Origin of the sequence: Agrobacterium bohemicum (assembly GCF_001562555.1) — a bacterium.
Taxonomy (GTDB): Bacteria; Pseudomonadota; Alphaproteobacteria; order Rhizobiales; family Rhizobiaceae; genus Agrobacterium; species Agrobacterium bohemicum.
This window is the reverse complement of record NZ_KQ961024.1, coordinates 517,056-532,389: the sequence shown is the minus strand read 5'-3', so window position 1 is coordinate 532,389 and position 15,334 is coordinate 517,056. Positions and strand designations below refer to the sequence as shown.

At 56.3% G+C, this 15,334-nt stretch carries 15 protein-coding genes; 2 read left to right on the top strand and 13 right to left on the bottom strand.

What is annotated here, in order from left to right; all coding sequences use genetic code 11:
* Window positions 1–80: 80 nt before the first annotated feature.
* The 4 genes from ATO67_RS05675 to ATO67_RS05660 all read right to left on the bottom strand — a co-directional run bounded on the left by ATO67_RS05675 (window position 81) and on the right by ATO67_RS05660 (window position 3,324).
* On the bottom strand, window positions 81–1,052 hold the full coding sequence (locus tag ATO67_RS05675) for a beta-ketoacyl-ACP synthase III (protein ID WP_067645468.1): 972 nt from the start codon (window positions 1,050–1,052) through the stop codon (window positions 81–83).
* Between the two features lie 3 nt (window positions 1,053–1,055).
* Window positions 1,056–2,117 (bottom strand): phosphate acyltransferase PlsX, encoded by a 1,062-nt coding sequence (gene plsX / locus ATO67_RS05670; protein ID WP_067645466.1) that lies wholly within the window; start codon window positions 2,115–2,117, stop codon window positions 1,056–1,058.
* A gap of 96 nt (window positions 2,118–2,213) precedes the next feature.
* Window positions 2,214–2,777 (bottom strand): YceD family protein, encoded by a 564-nt coding sequence (locus tag ATO67_RS05665; RefSeq protein ID WP_067645464.1) that lies wholly within the window; start codon window positions 2,775–2,777, stop codon window positions 2,214–2,216.
* A gap of 7 nt (window positions 2,778–2,784) precedes the next feature.
* Entirely contained in the window at window positions 2,785–3,324 is a 540-nt protein-coding gene (locus ATO67_RS05660) for a ubiquinol-cytochrome C chaperone family protein (protein ID WP_067645643.1), read from the bottom strand.
* Window positions 3,325–3,597: 273 nt separating this feature from the next.
* Between ATO67_RS05660 and ATO67_RS05655 the strand changes: the two genes are divergently transcribed.
* Window positions 3,598–4,137 carry an outer membrane protein assembly factor BamE gene (locus ATO67_RS05655; RefSeq protein WP_067645462.1) on the top strand — a complete coding sequence of 180 codons (540 nt, stop codon included), beginning with the start codon at window positions 3,598–3,600 and terminating at the stop codon, window positions 4,135–4,137.
* Between the two features lie 69 nt (window positions 4,138–4,206).
* Here the strand turns inward: ATO67_RS05655 and ATO67_RS05650 are convergent, their stop codons facing one another.
* The 9 genes from ATO67_RS05650 to ATO67_RS05610 form a co-directional block, all read right to left on the bottom strand.
* Complete coding sequence (locus tag ATO67_RS05650) at window positions 4,207–6,345, bottom strand: sodium-translocating pyrophosphatase (RefSeq protein ID WP_067645460.1); 2,139 nt, start codon at window positions 6,343–6,345, stop codon at window positions 4,207–4,209.
* 197 nt (window positions 6,346–6,542) lie between these two features.
* Window positions 6,543–7,766, bottom strand: a complete 1,224-nt coding sequence (locus ATO67_RS05645; RefSeq protein ID WP_067645458.1) for an MFS transporter — start codon at window positions 7,764–7,766, stop codon at window positions 6,543–6,545.
* 18 nt (window positions 7,767–7,784) lie between these two features.
* Window positions 7,785–8,282 carry a transcription antitermination factor NusB gene (nusB, locus tag ATO67_RS05640; protein ID WP_067645456.1) on the bottom strand — a complete coding sequence of 166 codons (498 nt, stop codon included), beginning with the start codon at window positions 8,280–8,282 and terminating at the stop codon, window positions 7,785–7,787.
* Between the two features lie 4 nt (window positions 8,283–8,286).
* On the bottom strand, window positions 8,287–8,733 hold the full coding sequence (gene ribH / locus ATO67_RS05635; protein ID WP_067645454.1) for a 6,7-dimethyl-8-ribityllumazine synthase: 447 nt from the start codon (window positions 8,731–8,733) through the stop codon (window positions 8,287–8,289).
* Window positions 8,734–8,881: 148 nt separating this feature from the next.
* Entirely contained in the window at window positions 8,882–9,499 is a 618-nt protein-coding gene (locus ATO67_RS05630; protein WP_067645452.1) for a riboflavin synthase, read from the bottom strand.
* Window positions 9,499–10,782, bottom strand: a complete 1,284-nt coding sequence (gene ribD, locus ATO67_RS05625) for a bifunctional diaminohydroxyphosphoribosylaminopyrimidine deaminase/5-amino-6-(5-phosphoribosylamino)uracil reductase RibD (protein WP_067645450.1) — start codon at window positions 10,780–10,782, stop codon at window positions 9,499–9,501. The genes ATO67_RS05630 and ribD overlap by 1 nt, the downstream gene beginning before the upstream one ends.
* Window positions 10,783–10,785: 3 nt before the next feature.
* On the bottom strand, window positions 10,786–11,265 hold the full coding sequence (nrdR, locus tag ATO67_RS05620; protein ID WP_045228943.1) for a transcriptional regulator NrdR: 480 nt from the start codon (window positions 11,263–11,265) through the stop codon (window positions 10,786–10,788).
* 14 nt (window positions 11,266–11,279) lie between these two features.
* Window positions 11,280–12,569, bottom strand: coding sequence for a serine hydroxymethyltransferase (gene glyA / locus ATO67_RS05615; RefSeq protein WP_067645448.1), 1,290 nt, complete (start codon window positions 12,567–12,569; stop codon window positions 11,280–11,282).
* 191 nt (window positions 12,570–12,760) lie between these two features.
* Entirely contained in the window at window positions 12,761–14,092 is a 1,332-nt protein-coding gene (locus tag ATO67_RS05610) for a L,D-transpeptidase family protein (protein ID WP_067645446.1), read from the bottom strand.
* A 455-nt stretch (window positions 14,093–14,547) separates the two neighbouring features.
* On the opposite strand from ATO67_RS05610, the gene ATO67_RS05605 reads away from it, so the two are divergent.
* Entirely contained in the window at window positions 14,548–15,270 is a 723-nt protein-coding gene (locus tag ATO67_RS05605) for a hypothetical protein (protein WP_157940979.1), read from the top strand.
* Window positions 15,271–15,334 lie beyond the last annotated feature (64 nt).

The window sequence follows — 15,334 nt, the reverse complement described above, 5'->3', positions numbered from 1 at the left end:
CCGGTCAAGCAAAGTTTCCAGAATCGTTTAGGGATTTCCATTAATAGTGGCAATGGCTTACCGGGCATCATAAAGAAATTTTACCAGCGCAGCAGAACCGCACCCCATGTGAAACCACCACCCATAGCTTCCAGCATCACCAGGTCACCCTTTTTGATGCGCCCATCGGCAGCCGCGACGGCCAGCGCGAGAGGAATGGAAGCGGCAGATGTGTTGCCATGCTGATCTACGGTGATCACAACTTTCTCGCTGGGAATTCCAAGTTTTTTAGCAGAACCATCGATGATACGACGGTTCGCCTGGTGCGGCACCAGCCAGTCCAGATCATCTGCCGTCGTACCCGTCGCCTCGAATGCAGCCTCGATGACGTCGGTAATCATGCCAACTGCATGCTTGAAAACCTCACGGCCCTCCATGCGCAGATGACCGACAGTGCCTGTCGTTGATGGGCCACCGTCGACGTAAAGCTTATCCTTATGAGAGCCATCAGAGCGCAGATTGGACGTCAGAACGCCGCGATCCGAGGTCTTGCCCTCACCCTCGCCTGCTTCAAGCACCACAGCGCCAGCACCATCGCCGAAGAGAACGCAAGTCGTGCGGTCGGTCCAGTCGAGAATGCGCGAGAAGGTTTCGGCGCCAATGACCAGCACGCGCTTGGCCATGCCGCCGCGAATATAAAGGTCAGCCGTTGCCATGGCATAGACGAAGCCGGAACAGACGGCCTGAACGTCAAACGCAAAGCCGCTTGTGATCCCGAGACGGTTTTGAATATTCACAGCAGTTGCCGGAAAAGTATTATCCGGGGTGGAGGTCGCCACGATGATGAGGTCGATCTCCTCAGGCTTGATGCCAGCATTCTCGAGTGCCGCGCGCGCTGCCTGCTCGCCAAGCGAAGAGGTCGTCTCCCCCTCACCCGCGATGTAGCGCTGCTTGATGCCCGTGCGCTGCACGATCCACTCGTCAGTGGTCTCTACGATCGCTTCAATGTCCTGGTTCGTCATGACGCGCTTTGGCAGCGCTGCACCGTAACCCCGTATAATTGAGCGGATCATCTTCTATTCCTCATCAACCACGAGCGCTTCGGGTGCCGGAGGCGGAAGACGTCTTGCGTGGTAAGCTTTCAAATCATTTTCTATTTTGGCTGTCAGGCCATTATGGGCCATGTCATAGCCAACATCGACTGCGGATGCGAAGCCCATGGCATCCGTGCTGCCGTGGCTTTTGATGACGATGCCGTTTAAGCCCAGAAACACGCCGCCATTGACCTTACGCGGGTCCATCTTCTCACGCAGGACATCGAAAGCGCTTTTCGCCAGGATATAGCCGATCTTTGCGATAAAGCTGCGGGAAATCGCTTCGCGCAGCAGCGTATTGATCTGCCGGGCTGTGCCTTCGGCGGTCTTCAAGGCAATGTTACCGGTAAAACCTTCGGTCACCACGACATCGACCGTACCCTTGCCGATATCGTTGCCCTCGACAAATCCACGATAGTCGATGGTGCCAAGACCTGCTTCACGGATCAAGCGGCCCGCTTCGCGAACCTCTTCCTGTCCCTTTACCTCTTCGGTGCCGACGTTCAGAAGGCCAACCGTCGGGCGGTCGATATCGAACAGTGCGCGAGCCATGGCGCCGCCCATGATGGCGAAGTCGAGAAGTTGCTGGGAATCAGCGCCGATCGTCGCGCCCACATCAAGAACGATGCTTTCGCCCTTTGTCGTCGGCCATATGCCGGCAATGGCAGGCCGCTCGACGCGAGCCATGGTGCGCAGGCAGAATTTTGCCATGGCCATAAGGGCGCCGGTGTTACCTGCGGAGACGGCGACATCGGCCTCGCCAACCTTAACGGCTTCAAGCGCGCGCCACATGCTGGAGATATAGCGGCCACGGCGCAGCGCCTGGCTCGGCTTCTCATCCATCGCAACGGATACTTCGCAGTCGAAAAACTGTGCCTTTTCCCGAAGTTTCGGAAATTGCGCCAGAATTGGCTCACATCTGGCTTTCTGCCCATAAAGCAGGAAAACTACATCGTTATGCCGCTCCAGCGCCTTGGCAGCGCCGGGTATGGCAACATCAGGGCCAAAATCCCCGCCCATGACGTCAATTGCAATTCTGATCACGCGTCCCTGATCCTTCTTACCGCCGTGCGGTGGAATTTTGCGCGAAAATACCGTTTCCGCGTTCTCTTACAACCGAATTGTTGGTGCTAACCGGATTCAGTCTTTTTTCCAGTCCTTCAACGCCGCAAAAGGCGACGGCTTTTTTTCTTCCACGAGCTTCTCTTCGCCGTACTCTGCAAAGTCCACATCGGGCTTGCGAGGATAAGGCTCGATAGCGAGCGCTGCGAACTCCGCGACGACAACGCCGACATCAATCGTATCACCGCTGAACTGGTCAGGCATATCAGGACCATCCGGGTCGAGAACAATTTCACCCTTCTCGTCCGGCATCATGCGCGCCAGTTTGGAACCCTCCGGTACAAAAATCTGATCGATCTTTTCATCGATAACACTCGAAACCGGCTCCAGTGTGACAACGCAAGCCTGGGTCAAAGCAACACGCACATCACCCGTAATTTTCAATCCATCTCTTTTCCAGCGTGTCACCTGCAATTCGCTTTTCAGAGACTCCACGGACAAGACATCCCACAGCTTCGCCAGTCCGATCAGTTCGTCCGGGCTGGCGGTGAGACCAATCCTGACCGGATTGGCGGAAATATGACCTACCTTCACAGGATAGGAAAAAGGTACGTCATCGTTGGCCGGATGTTGCGAACTCATTGAAACCTCATAACTCGGGGACGGGCAACGTCACATGTCCTGTCGCGACGAGGTCTTCCGACTGCGCAGACAGTGCATGGGCCGCCGCCATCATCCAATTGGCAAGTCCGCGCATATCAGGCGCGGACGCTTCTGCCTGCGGGTATATATTGCGTGCAAGGGCTGCCGCAAGGGCTTCTATATCCGCTGCGTCCAATGCGCTGGCATAGGATTCAAGTCGTCCGTAAAACATGCCCGCAAATTTCTTCATCCGCTTGGGCACGCCCTGATCACCGATGCCAAGCTCGCGCATGGAGTGATCAAGGTCCTGAAAAAACGCATCCACGATCTCCTGCGCAATCTCCTGCCCGCTGGTGGCGGATGATTTGGTACGCCGGAAATAAAGAATCATGACGATTGCCAGCATCTCGAAACGGCCCATGACCGTATCCGGCACACCAAGGTGCAGATAGAAATTCGGGTGGCGTGCCGCAGTGGTCAGCGTATGATATTGCCTGTCAACGATGGGACGATTGTTGTTTTTCTTTTTGAAAAGACCGAACACCATCGAAATTCCCGAATATTGATCGGCGAAATGGCGTCTCGCCTGTCGCGCTTGTTGCATGATTGCGAAAGCTGGTTTACCGAAGCATCCAAGAATTGCAATGCCGTTGAGGTCACGTTCATCGTCTGGCTGAAACAGTCGTAGAGAAGCGTCGCGAGCGACGCAATTTTCGAAAACCTGTTGCATTCCTTGATGAAGCGGGGAATTCCTGTCCCCGGATTGACATAATCGTGTGTACACAAGCGCTACAACACGCAATGCCGGAAGGTGCCATTCATGATCGCAGTCGGGGAAACGCAGGTGAGCAAGCAGAAATCAGGAAAGCAGACCACGTTTCTGAGCAAGACTGCGGTAGCGATTGTTGTCGCATCCAGCCTCTTGTCAGCCTGCACCAGCACAACCGATGTTTTCCACAATGGTTACGTTGCAGACGAACAGTCCCTCCAGCTCATCCCCGTCGGCTCAAGCCGCGAACAGGTTTTGCTGACCATGGGCACGCCATCCAGCACGGCAACATTCGGCAACGAAGTCTTTTATTACATCTCTCAGAAACGCGTGCGTAAAGCAGCGTTCATGAAGCCGAAACTGGTCGAACAGAACATTCTGGCGATCTATTTCGACAAGAACGGCGTCGTTTCGCAAAAGGCGAACTACACGCTTCAGGACGGCAAGGTGTTCGACACCATTTCACGCACCACGCCAACCGGCGGCAAGGACCTTACATTCCTGCAGCAGCTTCTTTCCGGTGGCACGGCAGGTGCCGGTATCGCCAAGAGCATACTGGGCCAGAGCGGCAACAACGGCAGCGGCTTCTGATCTTACCAAAAGAGACAATGCAAAAAGCCCGCGAGACGATCTCTCGCGGGCTTTTTGTTTCGGGCTTTTTTAGTGTGCCAGCACAGCCAGCAACAACAGCGCCACGATGTTGGTGATCTTGATGGCAGGATTGACCGCCGGACCGGCCGTATCCTTGTAAGGGTCGCCGACGGTATCTCCGGTAACGGATGCCTTGTGCGCATCGGAACCTTTGAGATGCGTGACGCCATCCTTGTCGATGAAGCCATCTTCGAAGCTCTTCTTGGCGTTATCCCATGCGCCGCCACCTGATGTCATGGAAATCGCGACGAACAGACCGTTGATGATGACACCCAACAGCGACGCGCCCAGGGCGGCAAAGGCTGATGCCTTTGAGCCGGAAATGAGCAGCACACCGAAATAAACAACAAGCGGCGCCAGAACCGGCAGCAGCGAAGGAACGACCATTTCGCGGATGGCTGCTTTTGTCAAAATATCCACGGCACGGCCATAATCCGGCTTCTCCGTGCCCTGCATGATGCCTGGTTTTTCGCGGAACTGGCGGCGGACTTCTTCAACGATGGAACCGGCGGCCTTGCCGACCGCCGTCATGGCGATGCCCCCGAAAAGATAGGGAATCATGCCGCCGAACAGCAGGCCTGCAACGACATAGGGATTGGACAGGCTGAAGGAGATGTCGCCGATATCCTTGAAGTAGGGATAGAGGTCGCCATTGGCAGCGAAATAAGCAAGATCGTTGGAATAGGCCGCAAACAGCACGAGCGCACCGAGACCCGCCGAACCGATGGCATAACCCTTAGTCACGGCTTTGGTGGTATTGCCGACGGCATCCAGCGCATCGGTCGCCTTGCGAACATCCGGATTGAGGCCTGCCATTTCGGCAATGCCACCGGCATTATCCGTGACCGGACCGAACGCATCAAGGGCGACGATCATGCCTGCAATACCGATCATGGCGGTAACCGCAATGCCAGTGCCGAACAGGCCTGCAAGCTGATAGGTCGATAGAATACCGCCAACGATGACGATGGCTGGAAGCGCTGTCGATTCCAGCGAGACGGCCAAGCCCTGAATGACGTTGGTACCATGGCCGGTGACTGAGGCCTGAGCGATGGAATTGACCGGGCGCTTGTTGGTGCCGGTGTAATATTCCGTAATGACGACGATGAGTGCTGTCACAAGCAGACCGACGATACCGCACAGAAACAGGTTGGTGCCGGTGATATCCATACCTGATACGGTGCCGATGGAGCCCCAGCCGATGGTGAGCGTTGTTGCAACGGCTAAGCCTGCAATAGAGAAAACACCCGTTGCCACCAGCCCCTTATAGAGCGCACCCATGATGGAGTTGTTGGTGCCGAGCTTGACGAAGAAGGTCCCAGCAATAGAGGTCAAAGCACAGACGCCGCAGATGGCCAGCGGGTACAGCATGGCGCTTTCCAGCACCGGAGCACCGGCAAAGAAGATCGCGGCGAGAACCATGGTGGCGACAACGGAGACGGCATAGGTCTCGAACAGGTCAGCAGCCATGCCCGCGCAATCGCCAACGTTATCACCGACATTATCGGCAATTGTGGCAGGGTTGCGTGGATCATCTTCCGGAATACCGGCCTCGACCTTGCCGACGAGATCGCCGCCGACATCGGCACCTTTGGTGAAGATGCCGCCGCCGAGACGGGCGAAGATGGAAATCAATGATGCACCGAAGCCGAGAGAAACAAGTGCGTCGATCACTTCACGCGAGCCGGTCGCGTGGCCAAGCCCCGCTGTCAGGACAAGGTAGTAGATGGAAACGCCGAGCAGCGCGAGGCCGGCCACCAGCATGCCGGTAATGGCACCGGACTTGAAAGCGATGTCCAGGCCTGCGGCGAGGCTGTGGGATGCGGCCTGCGCCGTGCGCAGATTGGCCCGCACAGAGACATGCATGCCGATAAAGCCTGCAGCACCCGACAAGGCGGCACCGATGATGAAACCGATGGCGGCTTCGGTTGAGAGAAAGAACCAGACCGCGGCTGCGACGATGATACCGACGATTGCGATGGTAAAATATTGACGGCTGAGATACGCCTGCGCGCCCTCACGAATATAACCTGCGATCTCCTGCATGCGTTCACTGCCCTGATCGGCATCCAGAACGCTTTTCGTTGCCCACACCGCGTAAACCACGGACAGGACACCGCATAAAATTACCAATGCAATAACGGTCATTCGCACTTACCTCCTATGTGCCGGGCTCACTCCCTTCCCGGCGGGCGAAACCTTGCGCGGCGCAAGGAATGAGGCCCAGCGCCAAGGTAAGCCGCTTGTTCCCCTCCAAGGAAAAACGGCTTGCGTGGCGAAGATGCGTTGGCGTAACCCGCCACGTCAAGTCCGAAGATGTTTGCTGGAAATCTTATCGCTCTGATTCAGACCGCTTTTTGCTTTTGTTTCAGCAAAAGAAAAACAATGAGCGCAAGGCAGGTGCCAGCCACCGGCCAGATGACGAGGTTCATGACCGACCAGCCCCATGTCGTAAACACCTGGCCCGAGGCAAAAGACGACAAAGCGACCGTACCAAACAGGACAATATCGTGAAAACCTTGAACCTTGTCCGCCTCATGCGGACGGTAGCTGGACGAGACGATGGCAGTCGCCCCGATGAAGCCGAAATTCCATCCCATACCGAGCAGAACGAGAGCAGCCCAGAAATTCCAAAGCTCCACCCCCATATGTGCGACGACAGCACACGCCATCAGAACGAAAAGCCCTGCAGCGACGACTTTTTCCGCGCCGAAACGTGAAATCAACATGCCGGTGAAAAAGCTTGGGGCAAACATGGCCAGCACATGCCACTGTATGCCAAGGGTTGCGAGTTCGCTTGGAAAGCCGCAACCGATGACCATGGCCAGCGGCGCGCCGATCATCATGAAGGTCATCAGCGCATAGGACCCTATGCCACAGATCATGCCCGTGACGAAGCGATGCGTGGTGACGATGTCTTTCAACGGTCGTGCCGGTTGCAGCGTTGCAGAGGCACTGCGCAATTCCGGCAATTTCAGAAACGACAGGATTGCAACCGCAATGAGCCCAAGCGGAATGAGCGCAATGAAAGCACCCGCAAAAATGACCGGCTCCAGCAAATTCTTGCCGAAGATCGCCAGTTGCGGCCCGACGATGGCGGAGATGACACCACCTGCCAATATCCAGGATATCGCCTTGGGCTTGTAGAAAGACGGTGAAGCGTCAGCGGCGGCAAAACGGATTTTCTGCGTGAAGCCGCCGGAAATGCCGATCAAAAGGAGACCGATCGCAAACAGCCAGAACTCGGATCGAAACAGCGCAAGAGCTGCCACCCCGCCGCCGATTGAGCACAAAAGCGCGCCGAGAATGAACCCTGTCTTGCGGCCCAGAAAACGCGCGGCAAAAGCAACGGCGATAGCGCCGACTGCAACGCCGATGTTGAAGCCGGTCAGCGGCGCTGTCGCCAACGACTTGTCGGAACCAAGAAGCTGATAGCCTGCCAGCGCGCCAACGGAAAAACTAAGCGGTGCGGCAGACCCCATGATGGCTTGCGCCGCCGTGAGCAGGAAGACATTGCGTTTGGCTTCGTTCAGTTGGTCTTCAAGTCCCGGAACGGAAACCGCACTCATGTCTTCCTCGAATGTTTGTTAGCGCTTTACCTCGCCGCGCACCTGCTTGGCGATGCGGTCCAACACCGCGTTGACGAGCTTCGGCTCGTCATTTTCGAAAAACGCGCGGGCAATTTCAACATATTCCGTGACGATCACGGCAACCGGTACGTCCTTGCGCTCCAGTATTTCGAAAGTACCAGCACGCAGAATCGCCCGAACAGTCGTATCCAGGCGCGACAGCGGCCAGTCTTCCTGAAGAGCGGAGCGCACCAGAGGGTCGATTTTCGTCTGGTCGCGCACAACGCCTGCGACAATGGAGCGGAACCACGAAGGATCGGCTTTCAGATAAGTCTCGCCATCCACTTCCTGGCCAAGACGATGAGCCTCGTACTCAGCGACGACTTCCATCACGCCGGTGCCGCCGACATCCATCTGGTAAAGCGCCTGCACCGCTGCAAGGCGCGCAGCGCCACGCTGGTTGACCGGCTTTACAGACGACTGGCGGGGCTCTGAACCGTTGTCAGTATCACTCATGCTCTCAGCCACCCAGTTTCTTTTTCAGTTCGATCATGGTCAGTGCCGCACGGGCTGCAAAACCGCCCTTGTCCTTATCGGAACGGCGAACGCGCGCCCAAGCCTGATCTTCGTTTTCGACGGTCATGATACCGTTGCCGATGGCAAGCGACTCACTGACGGCGAGATCCATCAGTGCGCGCGAGGATTCGTTGGAAACAATATCAAAATGATATGTTTCACCACGGATGACCATGCCAAGCGCGACGAAACCATCATATTCCGTGCCTTCATCGTCCGCGCCGTCAAGCGCCATGGCAATTGCTGGCGGAATTTCCAGAGCACCCGGAACGGTGATGATATCATAGGTGGCACCAGCTTCATCGAGCGCAAACTTTGCACCATCGAGAAGAGCATCGGCCATATCGTCATAAAAACGTGCTTCCACGATGAGAAGATGAGGCTTGGACATGGGAATTTCCTGAAAATCTGCGCCGGATCATCCCGGCTTTTGGCGCGGTCAAACCATGGCTTGCGCGCTTTAGCAAGCATTTTTCACGCATGGCAGATCATCCGGCATCCATGACCGACACTTCTGTAACGGAAGCGAACCGAATAGATCAGACCGTTTGTGTGGGAAACTCCGCCAGTCTAGCAGCATAACGCGCCATCGTATCAACCTCGAAATTCACGAAATCGCCCGGTTGCCGGTCGCCCCATGTGGTGACGGACAACGTGTGGCGGATGAGCAGGACGTCAAAATCCCTGCCGTTGACGGCGTTGACGGTGAGCGATGTGCCGTCTAGCGCGATGGAGCCTTTGGGTGCCACGAATTTTGCCAGATGCTCGGGTGCACGAAGACGAATACGCACCGCCTCACCTTCCGATTCGACGGATAGGATTTCCGCCTTGTCATCCACATGGCCCGATACGATGTGACCACCGAGTTCATCGCCGATTTTCAGCGCTCGCTCCAGATTGACGCGGGTATCCTTGGTCCAGCTCGCAATCGTGGTCAGGCGAAGTGCCTCTTCCCACGCCTCAACCTCATACCAGCGCTCATTGCTTCCCGTGTCAGGAAGCTTCGTCACCGTCAGGCACACCCCGCCATGGGAAATCGATGCGCCGATGTCGATGGTCGCGGGGTCGTAGCTCGTCGCCACCCGCAAACGAACACCTTCCGGCAGCGTCTCAAGTTCGGAAACGGTTCCAACGTCGGTGACAATTCCGGTAAACATCAAAGCGGCCTTTCAAATTCAAAACAGCGATCTACACCGTAAGCTGTCTCGCTGACAAAGGTAAATTCCTCAGGGATATCGGCACGTTTAATCGGGCTTTCAAGTCCATCCGCACCGACAATAATTGGGCTCTCGAACAGCAGGATACGGTCTACGAGACCAGCTTCAAGGAAGGATGTTGCGACGTGAGCACCGCCTTCAACCAGAAGTTCCGACATTCCTCGATCTGCTAAAATGGTGAGGAGGGTGGCGAGGGTTGGGGTTTCTAAGATTTCAACGTGGGCGGATTCGAGTTGTTGGCGTTTTTGGGTGTGGCTACCCCCCTCTGCCCTGCCGGGCATCTCCCCCACAGGTGGGGAGATCGGCAGAACGCGAGCCTCGCCGGACACCTCATCCTCAGTGACATGCGTTGAGGGTGGTGCATCAATGTCGAGCTTCAAATTAGGACGATCTGCCAACCGCGAGTCGATCTCCCCCCTTGAGGGGGAGATGCCCGGCAGGGCAGAGGGGAGTAGCTGCGGGCTCGACGCTATCCGCGCCACCACCGTCTTCACATCCCCAGCCGTCCGTACCAGTTTAGACCCCAGCGGCAACTCCAACCGTCGATCCAGCACAATCCGCACAGGCGAGCGATGCTCCAACCCCGTAATCCGTACAGTCAACTCCGGGTCGTCAGCCACCGCCGTACCAATCCCGACAAGAATAGCATCACATCGCGCCCGCAACTCATGCACGGCTTTTCGCGATTCAGGACCAGTAATTGCCACCTGCCCTTCCCCAACCCGGCCGATCATCCCATCACCGGAAACAGCAAGTTTCAAAATCACATGCGGACGCTTCTTCAGCTTTCGCGTGAGATATCCGGCCATCAATCGCTCACCCTCGGCGCGGAACAAGCCGGTTTCGACCTCAATCCCGGCATCCCGCAAAATCTGATAACCGCGCCCGGAAACCCGCTCATCGGGATCATCGACAGCAACGACCACGCGGGCCACGCCGAAATCCACCAGCGCGATGGCGCAGGGCGGTGTTCTGCCGAAATGTGAGCATGGCTCGAGAGTAACGTAGGCCGTCGCACCTAAAGCCGCCTCTCCCGCCATCTCCAGTGCCAGTCGCTCCGCATGCGGGCGTCCGCCGACGGCAGTCACGGCTTCGGCGATGATCTCGCCATGCTTGACGAGAACACAGCCAACGGAGGGGTTGGTGTCGGTGAGCCCCAGATGGCGGCAGGAAATCTGGATTGCTCGCGCCATGAACCGTTCATCATCGGCACGGGTCGTCACGGCTTACGCTCCGGCGTCCGTATCACGCGCAATCTTGGCGTTGATCTCGGCGATGACGTTTTCGAAATCCTCGGCATGGCTGAAATCGCGGTAGACCGAGGCGTAACGCACGAAGGCCACGTCATCGAGACCCTTTAGCGCTTCGAGCACCTGCAAGCCAATTTCTTCCGATGGAATTTCCGTCTCGCCAGAGCTCTCCAGACGACGAGCAATGCCGGAAACCGCGCGCTCTATGCGGTCACGGTCCACAGGGCGCTTGCGCAGTGCGATCTCGAAGGACCGTACCAGCTTTTCACGATCGAAGGGCAACTTGCGGCCGCTCTTCTTGATGACCATCAACTCGCGCAATTGAACGCGCTCATAGGTCGTGAAGCGACCACCGCAATCCGGGCAGATGCGCCGCCGGCGGATGGACGTGTTGTCCTCCGCCGGACGCGAGTCCTTGACCTGCGTATCTTCCGAGCCGCAAAAAGGGCAGCGCATTGCTTGATCCTATCTTACAGGTACGGGTACATCGGGAACCGGTCCGTCAAAGCAACGACCTTCTCACGGACCGCAGCTTCAACGCTGGCATTGCCTTCATCGGAATTGGCAGCTTTCAAACCGTCCAACGTCTCGACGATGAGCTTGCCGATTTCGCGGAATTCCGCTTCCTTGAAGCCGCGTGTCGTACCGGCAGGCGTACCAAGGCGCACACCAGAGGTGACGAATGGCTTTTCAGGGTCGAACGGAATGCCGTTCTTGTTACACGTAATGTAGGCGCGACCGAGTGCGGCTTCCGCGCGCTTGCCGGTGGCGTTCTTCTTGCGAAGATCGACCAGCATCAGGTGGTTGTCGGTACCACCGGAAACAACGTCGAGACCGCCTTCGATCAGCGTTTCGGCCAATGCCTTGGCGTTCTTAACGACCTGCGCGGCGTAGTCCTTGAACTCGGGCTCAAGCGCTTCACCGAAGGCAACCGCCTTTGCGGCGATGACATGCATCAGCGGGCCACCCTGAAGACCGGGGAAAACGGCCGAGTTGAACTTCTTGGCCAAATCCTCGTCATTTGTGAGGATCATACCGCCGCGTGGGCCGCGCAGCGACTTGTGCGTGGTGGTCGTGGCAACGTGGCAATGCGGGAACGGCGATGGGTGCTGGTCACCAGCAACCAGACCGGCGATATGTGCCATGTCGACCATCAGGTAAGCGCCGACTTCATCGGCAATCTCGCGGAAGCGCTTCCAGTCCCAGGTGCGAGAGTAAGCCGTGCCGCCAGCCAGAATAAGCTTCGGCTTGGATTCCTTGGCCTTACGCTCGACTTCATCCATATCGAGAAGGTTATCGCCTTCGCGGACGCCATAAGACACGACGTTGAACCATTTGCCGGACATGTTGACAGGCGAACCATGCGTCAGGTGACCGCCGGAATTCAGGTCGAGACCCATGAAGGTATCGCCCGGCTGCAGCAGCGCGAGGAAGACAGCCTGGTTCATCTGACTTCCGGAATTCGGCTGAACGTTGGCGAAGTTGACGCCGAACAGCTTCTTGGCGCGCTCGATGGCCAGTTCTTCGGCAATATCCACGAACTGGCAACCGCCATAATAGCGCTTGCCCGGATATCCCTCGGCATATTTGTTGGTCATGATCGAACCCTGCGCTTCAAGCACGGCGCGGGAAACGATGTTTTCGGAGGCGATCAGCTCGATCTCGTGGCGCTGACGACCAAGCTCCTTCTCAATCGCACCGAAAATTGTCGGATCGGCTTCGGCAAGCGGGCGGGAAAAGAAGGCATCTGTATTCGTCATGATGATAGCTCCCTGAAACAGTCATGCGATGGCGTCTTAACGCCCTGCCCTTTCAAGAGCAAGACAGCCTGCGAGATTTGCCCGTCAAACTGCGACCTTCCCATAAATAATTGCCGTATTGACCCGCCAATCGCCCAAAAGAAAAGCCGCGCTTCGAAAAACGCGGCTTTCATATCAATCAGATCGCTAAATCAGTTGCGAGGAATAAGATCGTCGTCGATCGAGCCAGACGGCTGCTCCTGGGTGTTGGTCGTGTTGAGTGCCAGTTCGGCGTTGCCATCCTTGCTGTAGATGTCGTCGCGGAACTGCACGACGCCATCGCGTGTCGACCATGCTGTGATGTAGACGAAATACACAGGAATTTCCTGCGACAGCTTGATCGGCGTGTTGACGCGGCTGGCGATAACGCGCTCGATTTCCTGGCGCGACCAGCCGGGCGTGTCACGCAGCATCCAGGACGTCAGATCGCGAACGTTCTGCACGCGAACACAGCCGGAAGACTCAAAACGCATCAGCTTGTTGAACAGGCCCTGCTGCGGCGTGTCGTGCATGTACTCGTTGTTCGGGTTGTGGAAGTTGATCTTGGTCGAAGACATGGCGTTGTTCTTGCCGGGGTCCTGACGGAACATCAGGTTCGGAGCCTTGGGCGCGTTCCAGTCGATCGTCGTTGGAGACACTTCCTGACCACGGCCATCCAGCAGACGGATGTTGTTGCGCTCCAGATAGGTCGGATCCTTCTGCATCAAGGGAACGATGTCCTTCTCGATGATCGAGCGCGGCGCAGTCCAGTAAGGGTTGAGAATGATCTCGTAGATCTTGGAGTTGATGATGTGCGTCGGGCGTGTGTCGCGACCGACAACCGCAGTGTTGCGAAGAACGACGCGGTTGTTCTCGACAGCCTCGATGGAAGCAGCCGGAATATTGACCATGACGTGACGCGGACCGAGATCACCCGACATCGTATTGATGCGAACGAGGTTGGTCTGAAGTTGTCCCAGACGAATCTGCGCAGAAACATTCAGCGCCTTCAACGTGTATTCGCCGATAACGCCATCAGCCGGAAGTCCGTGGCGTGCCTGGAACCGCTTCAGAGCACCATCGACATACGAATCGAATGCGCTGGAAATACCGGCTTCACGGGGCAAATCGCCGGAGATCATGAGGCGCTGACGCAAAGCCTGAACAGAAGGATCGCTCACGCCGATCTGAAGCTTTTGCTGGCTCGCAGGAACGGCAGGCCAGCCACCGTTCGAAACGATCTGCTGATACTGCATCACCGCCTGCTGAACGAAAGCAGGTGATTCCGGGCTGAGAACCGGCGTGTTGGAAGCAACGCCGACAGCGGCACGCGAAGAGTTCGCGTCGAACTGGTCGTCCCAGTTACCGCGACGCGATGAACCGATCAGATCGTTGAACGCATCCTGCGCAAAGGCCGGTGCAGCCAGCGCCACGGCGCCCAGCGAAACAGCGGAGCGCAGCATGGCGCGTCGAGATAGAACATCGGGGACGATTTTTTTTGTCATTGCACCTACCAGCCACATTATCAGGCATCATAAACAATGCCTAAAACCACATCGTTAACAAACACGTATAAACGCGCCTGCCGGCAGGATTGACTCGATGCGAACTTTAGGATGACGCATGACGCGAACACAGGAGAAACCGCCGGCTCCTTAGCTTGTGGCGGTCCCATACCAATATGGCCAATTCGTGTCACCTGAAGGTGCCTCACGAAGCTGTGTCAGCCTGTGATTTTAAGGAGATGCCGCGCAAAAATGCAACAAGCCGGATGCGCCCCGCATCCGGCTTTGCTTGATGGCATGATTACTTCGAGAAAAAAGTATTGGATCAGCTAACTAAGGGTAACATTACCTAAAGAGATGTACTCTTTTAGGATCGTACACTTTGAGCTGTATCAAGAGCGCTATTGTGTAGCGAAACGATATTTCCTACCTTCCAAATCATATTGGGGGTTTGGATGAATCACTTTCCTGAGTTTGACGATCTTCCTGACGATCCTGAAGTTGCGTTTGTACGACTATACGAGCGCCACAACGAGGAATATCAAGATCGGGTTCGTGGCGAGCAAGATACTCGGGCCGAAGCTGTTGACTTTATGAACACTATGCTCGGCGTAGCCCGCGGATTGGGAATTCCCGCCTTCGACTCTTGGAGTATCCCGGACGATTGGGATGAGGTCTATTCGGTTTTCACGAGTTTCGACCGCGCGCTTAAGCGTTACGTTATGGAAATTAAGGTCCGCAAGTCTCGGGTAACAAAAGTCTACTCGGTTTCGCTTAACGATGAAGACAAGGAGCGGATTCACGGATTGGTTCGCGAAATACGCGACGTCCTAACGAAAGCCGATTTACAAGATCGCAAACGCAACTCGCTCTTTGCCAAGCTTGCCCTGTTCGAGGCGGATGTTGACAGGGTGCGAACCCGCTTCGACAATGCAATGCTGATGTCGCTTGAAATTATCGGAGTTGTTGATCAGGGAACCGGCACTCTAAAGCCCGTAAATGAGCTTTTGCGCCGTATCCAATCAATCATGGGCCTCGCCAAGGAAAAGGAGCCGGAGCAAAACCAGCTTCCTCCGCCAGCCGAGCAGAAAAAGCTTTCTCCACCTCCAAAGCAGATCGAAGGCCCCAAGAGCAATGGTAACTTCTCATCAGATTTGGATGACGACATACCGTTTTGACATAAAAGGGCGCTACACGGACGGAACCCGCGAGCGCCCAATTTTAAGGCTGGAGGCCTTTTAG

Excerpts from the sequence above, each read along its gene's own strand:
- ATO67_RS05650 (WP_067645460.1), bottom strand. The coding sequence starts at position 6,345 with ATGACCGTTATTGCATTGGTAATTTTATGCGGTGTCCTGTCCGTGGTT.
- ATO67_RS05675 (WP_067645468.1), bottom strand. The coding sequence starts at position 1,052 with ATGATCCGCTCAATTATACGGGGTTACGGTGCAGCGCTGCCAAAGCGC.
- ribH (WP_067645454.1), bottom strand. The coding sequence starts at position 8,733 with ATGTCCAAGCCTCATCTTCTCATCGTGGAAGCACGTTTTTATGACGAT.
- ATO67_RS05610 (WP_067645446.1), bottom strand. The coding sequence starts at position 14,092 with ATGACAAAAAAAATCGTCCCCGATGTTCTATCTCGACGCGCCATGCTG.
- ATO67_RS05605 (WP_157940979.1), top strand. The coding sequence starts at position 14,548 with ATGAATCACTTTCCTGAGTTTGACGATCTTCCTGACGATCCTGAAGTT.
- ATO67_RS05630 (WP_067645452.1), bottom strand. The coding sequence starts at position 9,499 with ATGTTTACCGGAATTGTCACCGACGTTGGAACCGTTTCCGAACTTGAG.
- ATO67_RS05660 (WP_067645643.1), bottom strand. The coding sequence starts at position 3,324 with ATGGTGTTCGGTCTTTTCAAAAAGAAAAACAACAATCGTCCCATCGTT.
- nrdR (WP_045228943.1), bottom strand. The coding sequence starts at position 11,265 with ATGCGCTGCCCTTTTTGCGGCTCGGAAGATACGCAGGTCAAGGACTCG.
- ATO67_RS05655 (WP_067645462.1), top strand. The coding sequence starts at position 3,598 with ATGATCGCAGTCGGGGAAACGCAGGTGAGCAAGCAGAAATCAGGAAAG.
- nusB (WP_067645456.1), bottom strand. The coding sequence starts at position 8,282 with ATGAGTGATACTGACAACGGTTCAGAGCCCCGCCAGTCGTCTGTAAAG.
- glyA (WP_067645448.1), bottom strand. The coding sequence starts at position 12,569 with ATGACGAATACAGATGCCTTCTTTTCCCGCCCGCTTGCCGAAGCCGAT.
- ATO67_RS05665 (WP_067645464.1), bottom strand. The coding sequence starts at position 2,777 with ATGAGTTCGCAACATCCGGCCAACGATGACGTACCTTTTTCCTATCCT.
- ATO67_RS05645 (WP_067645458.1), bottom strand. The coding sequence starts at position 7,766 with ATGAGTGCGGTTTCCGTTCCGGGACTTGAAGACCAACTGAACGAAGCC.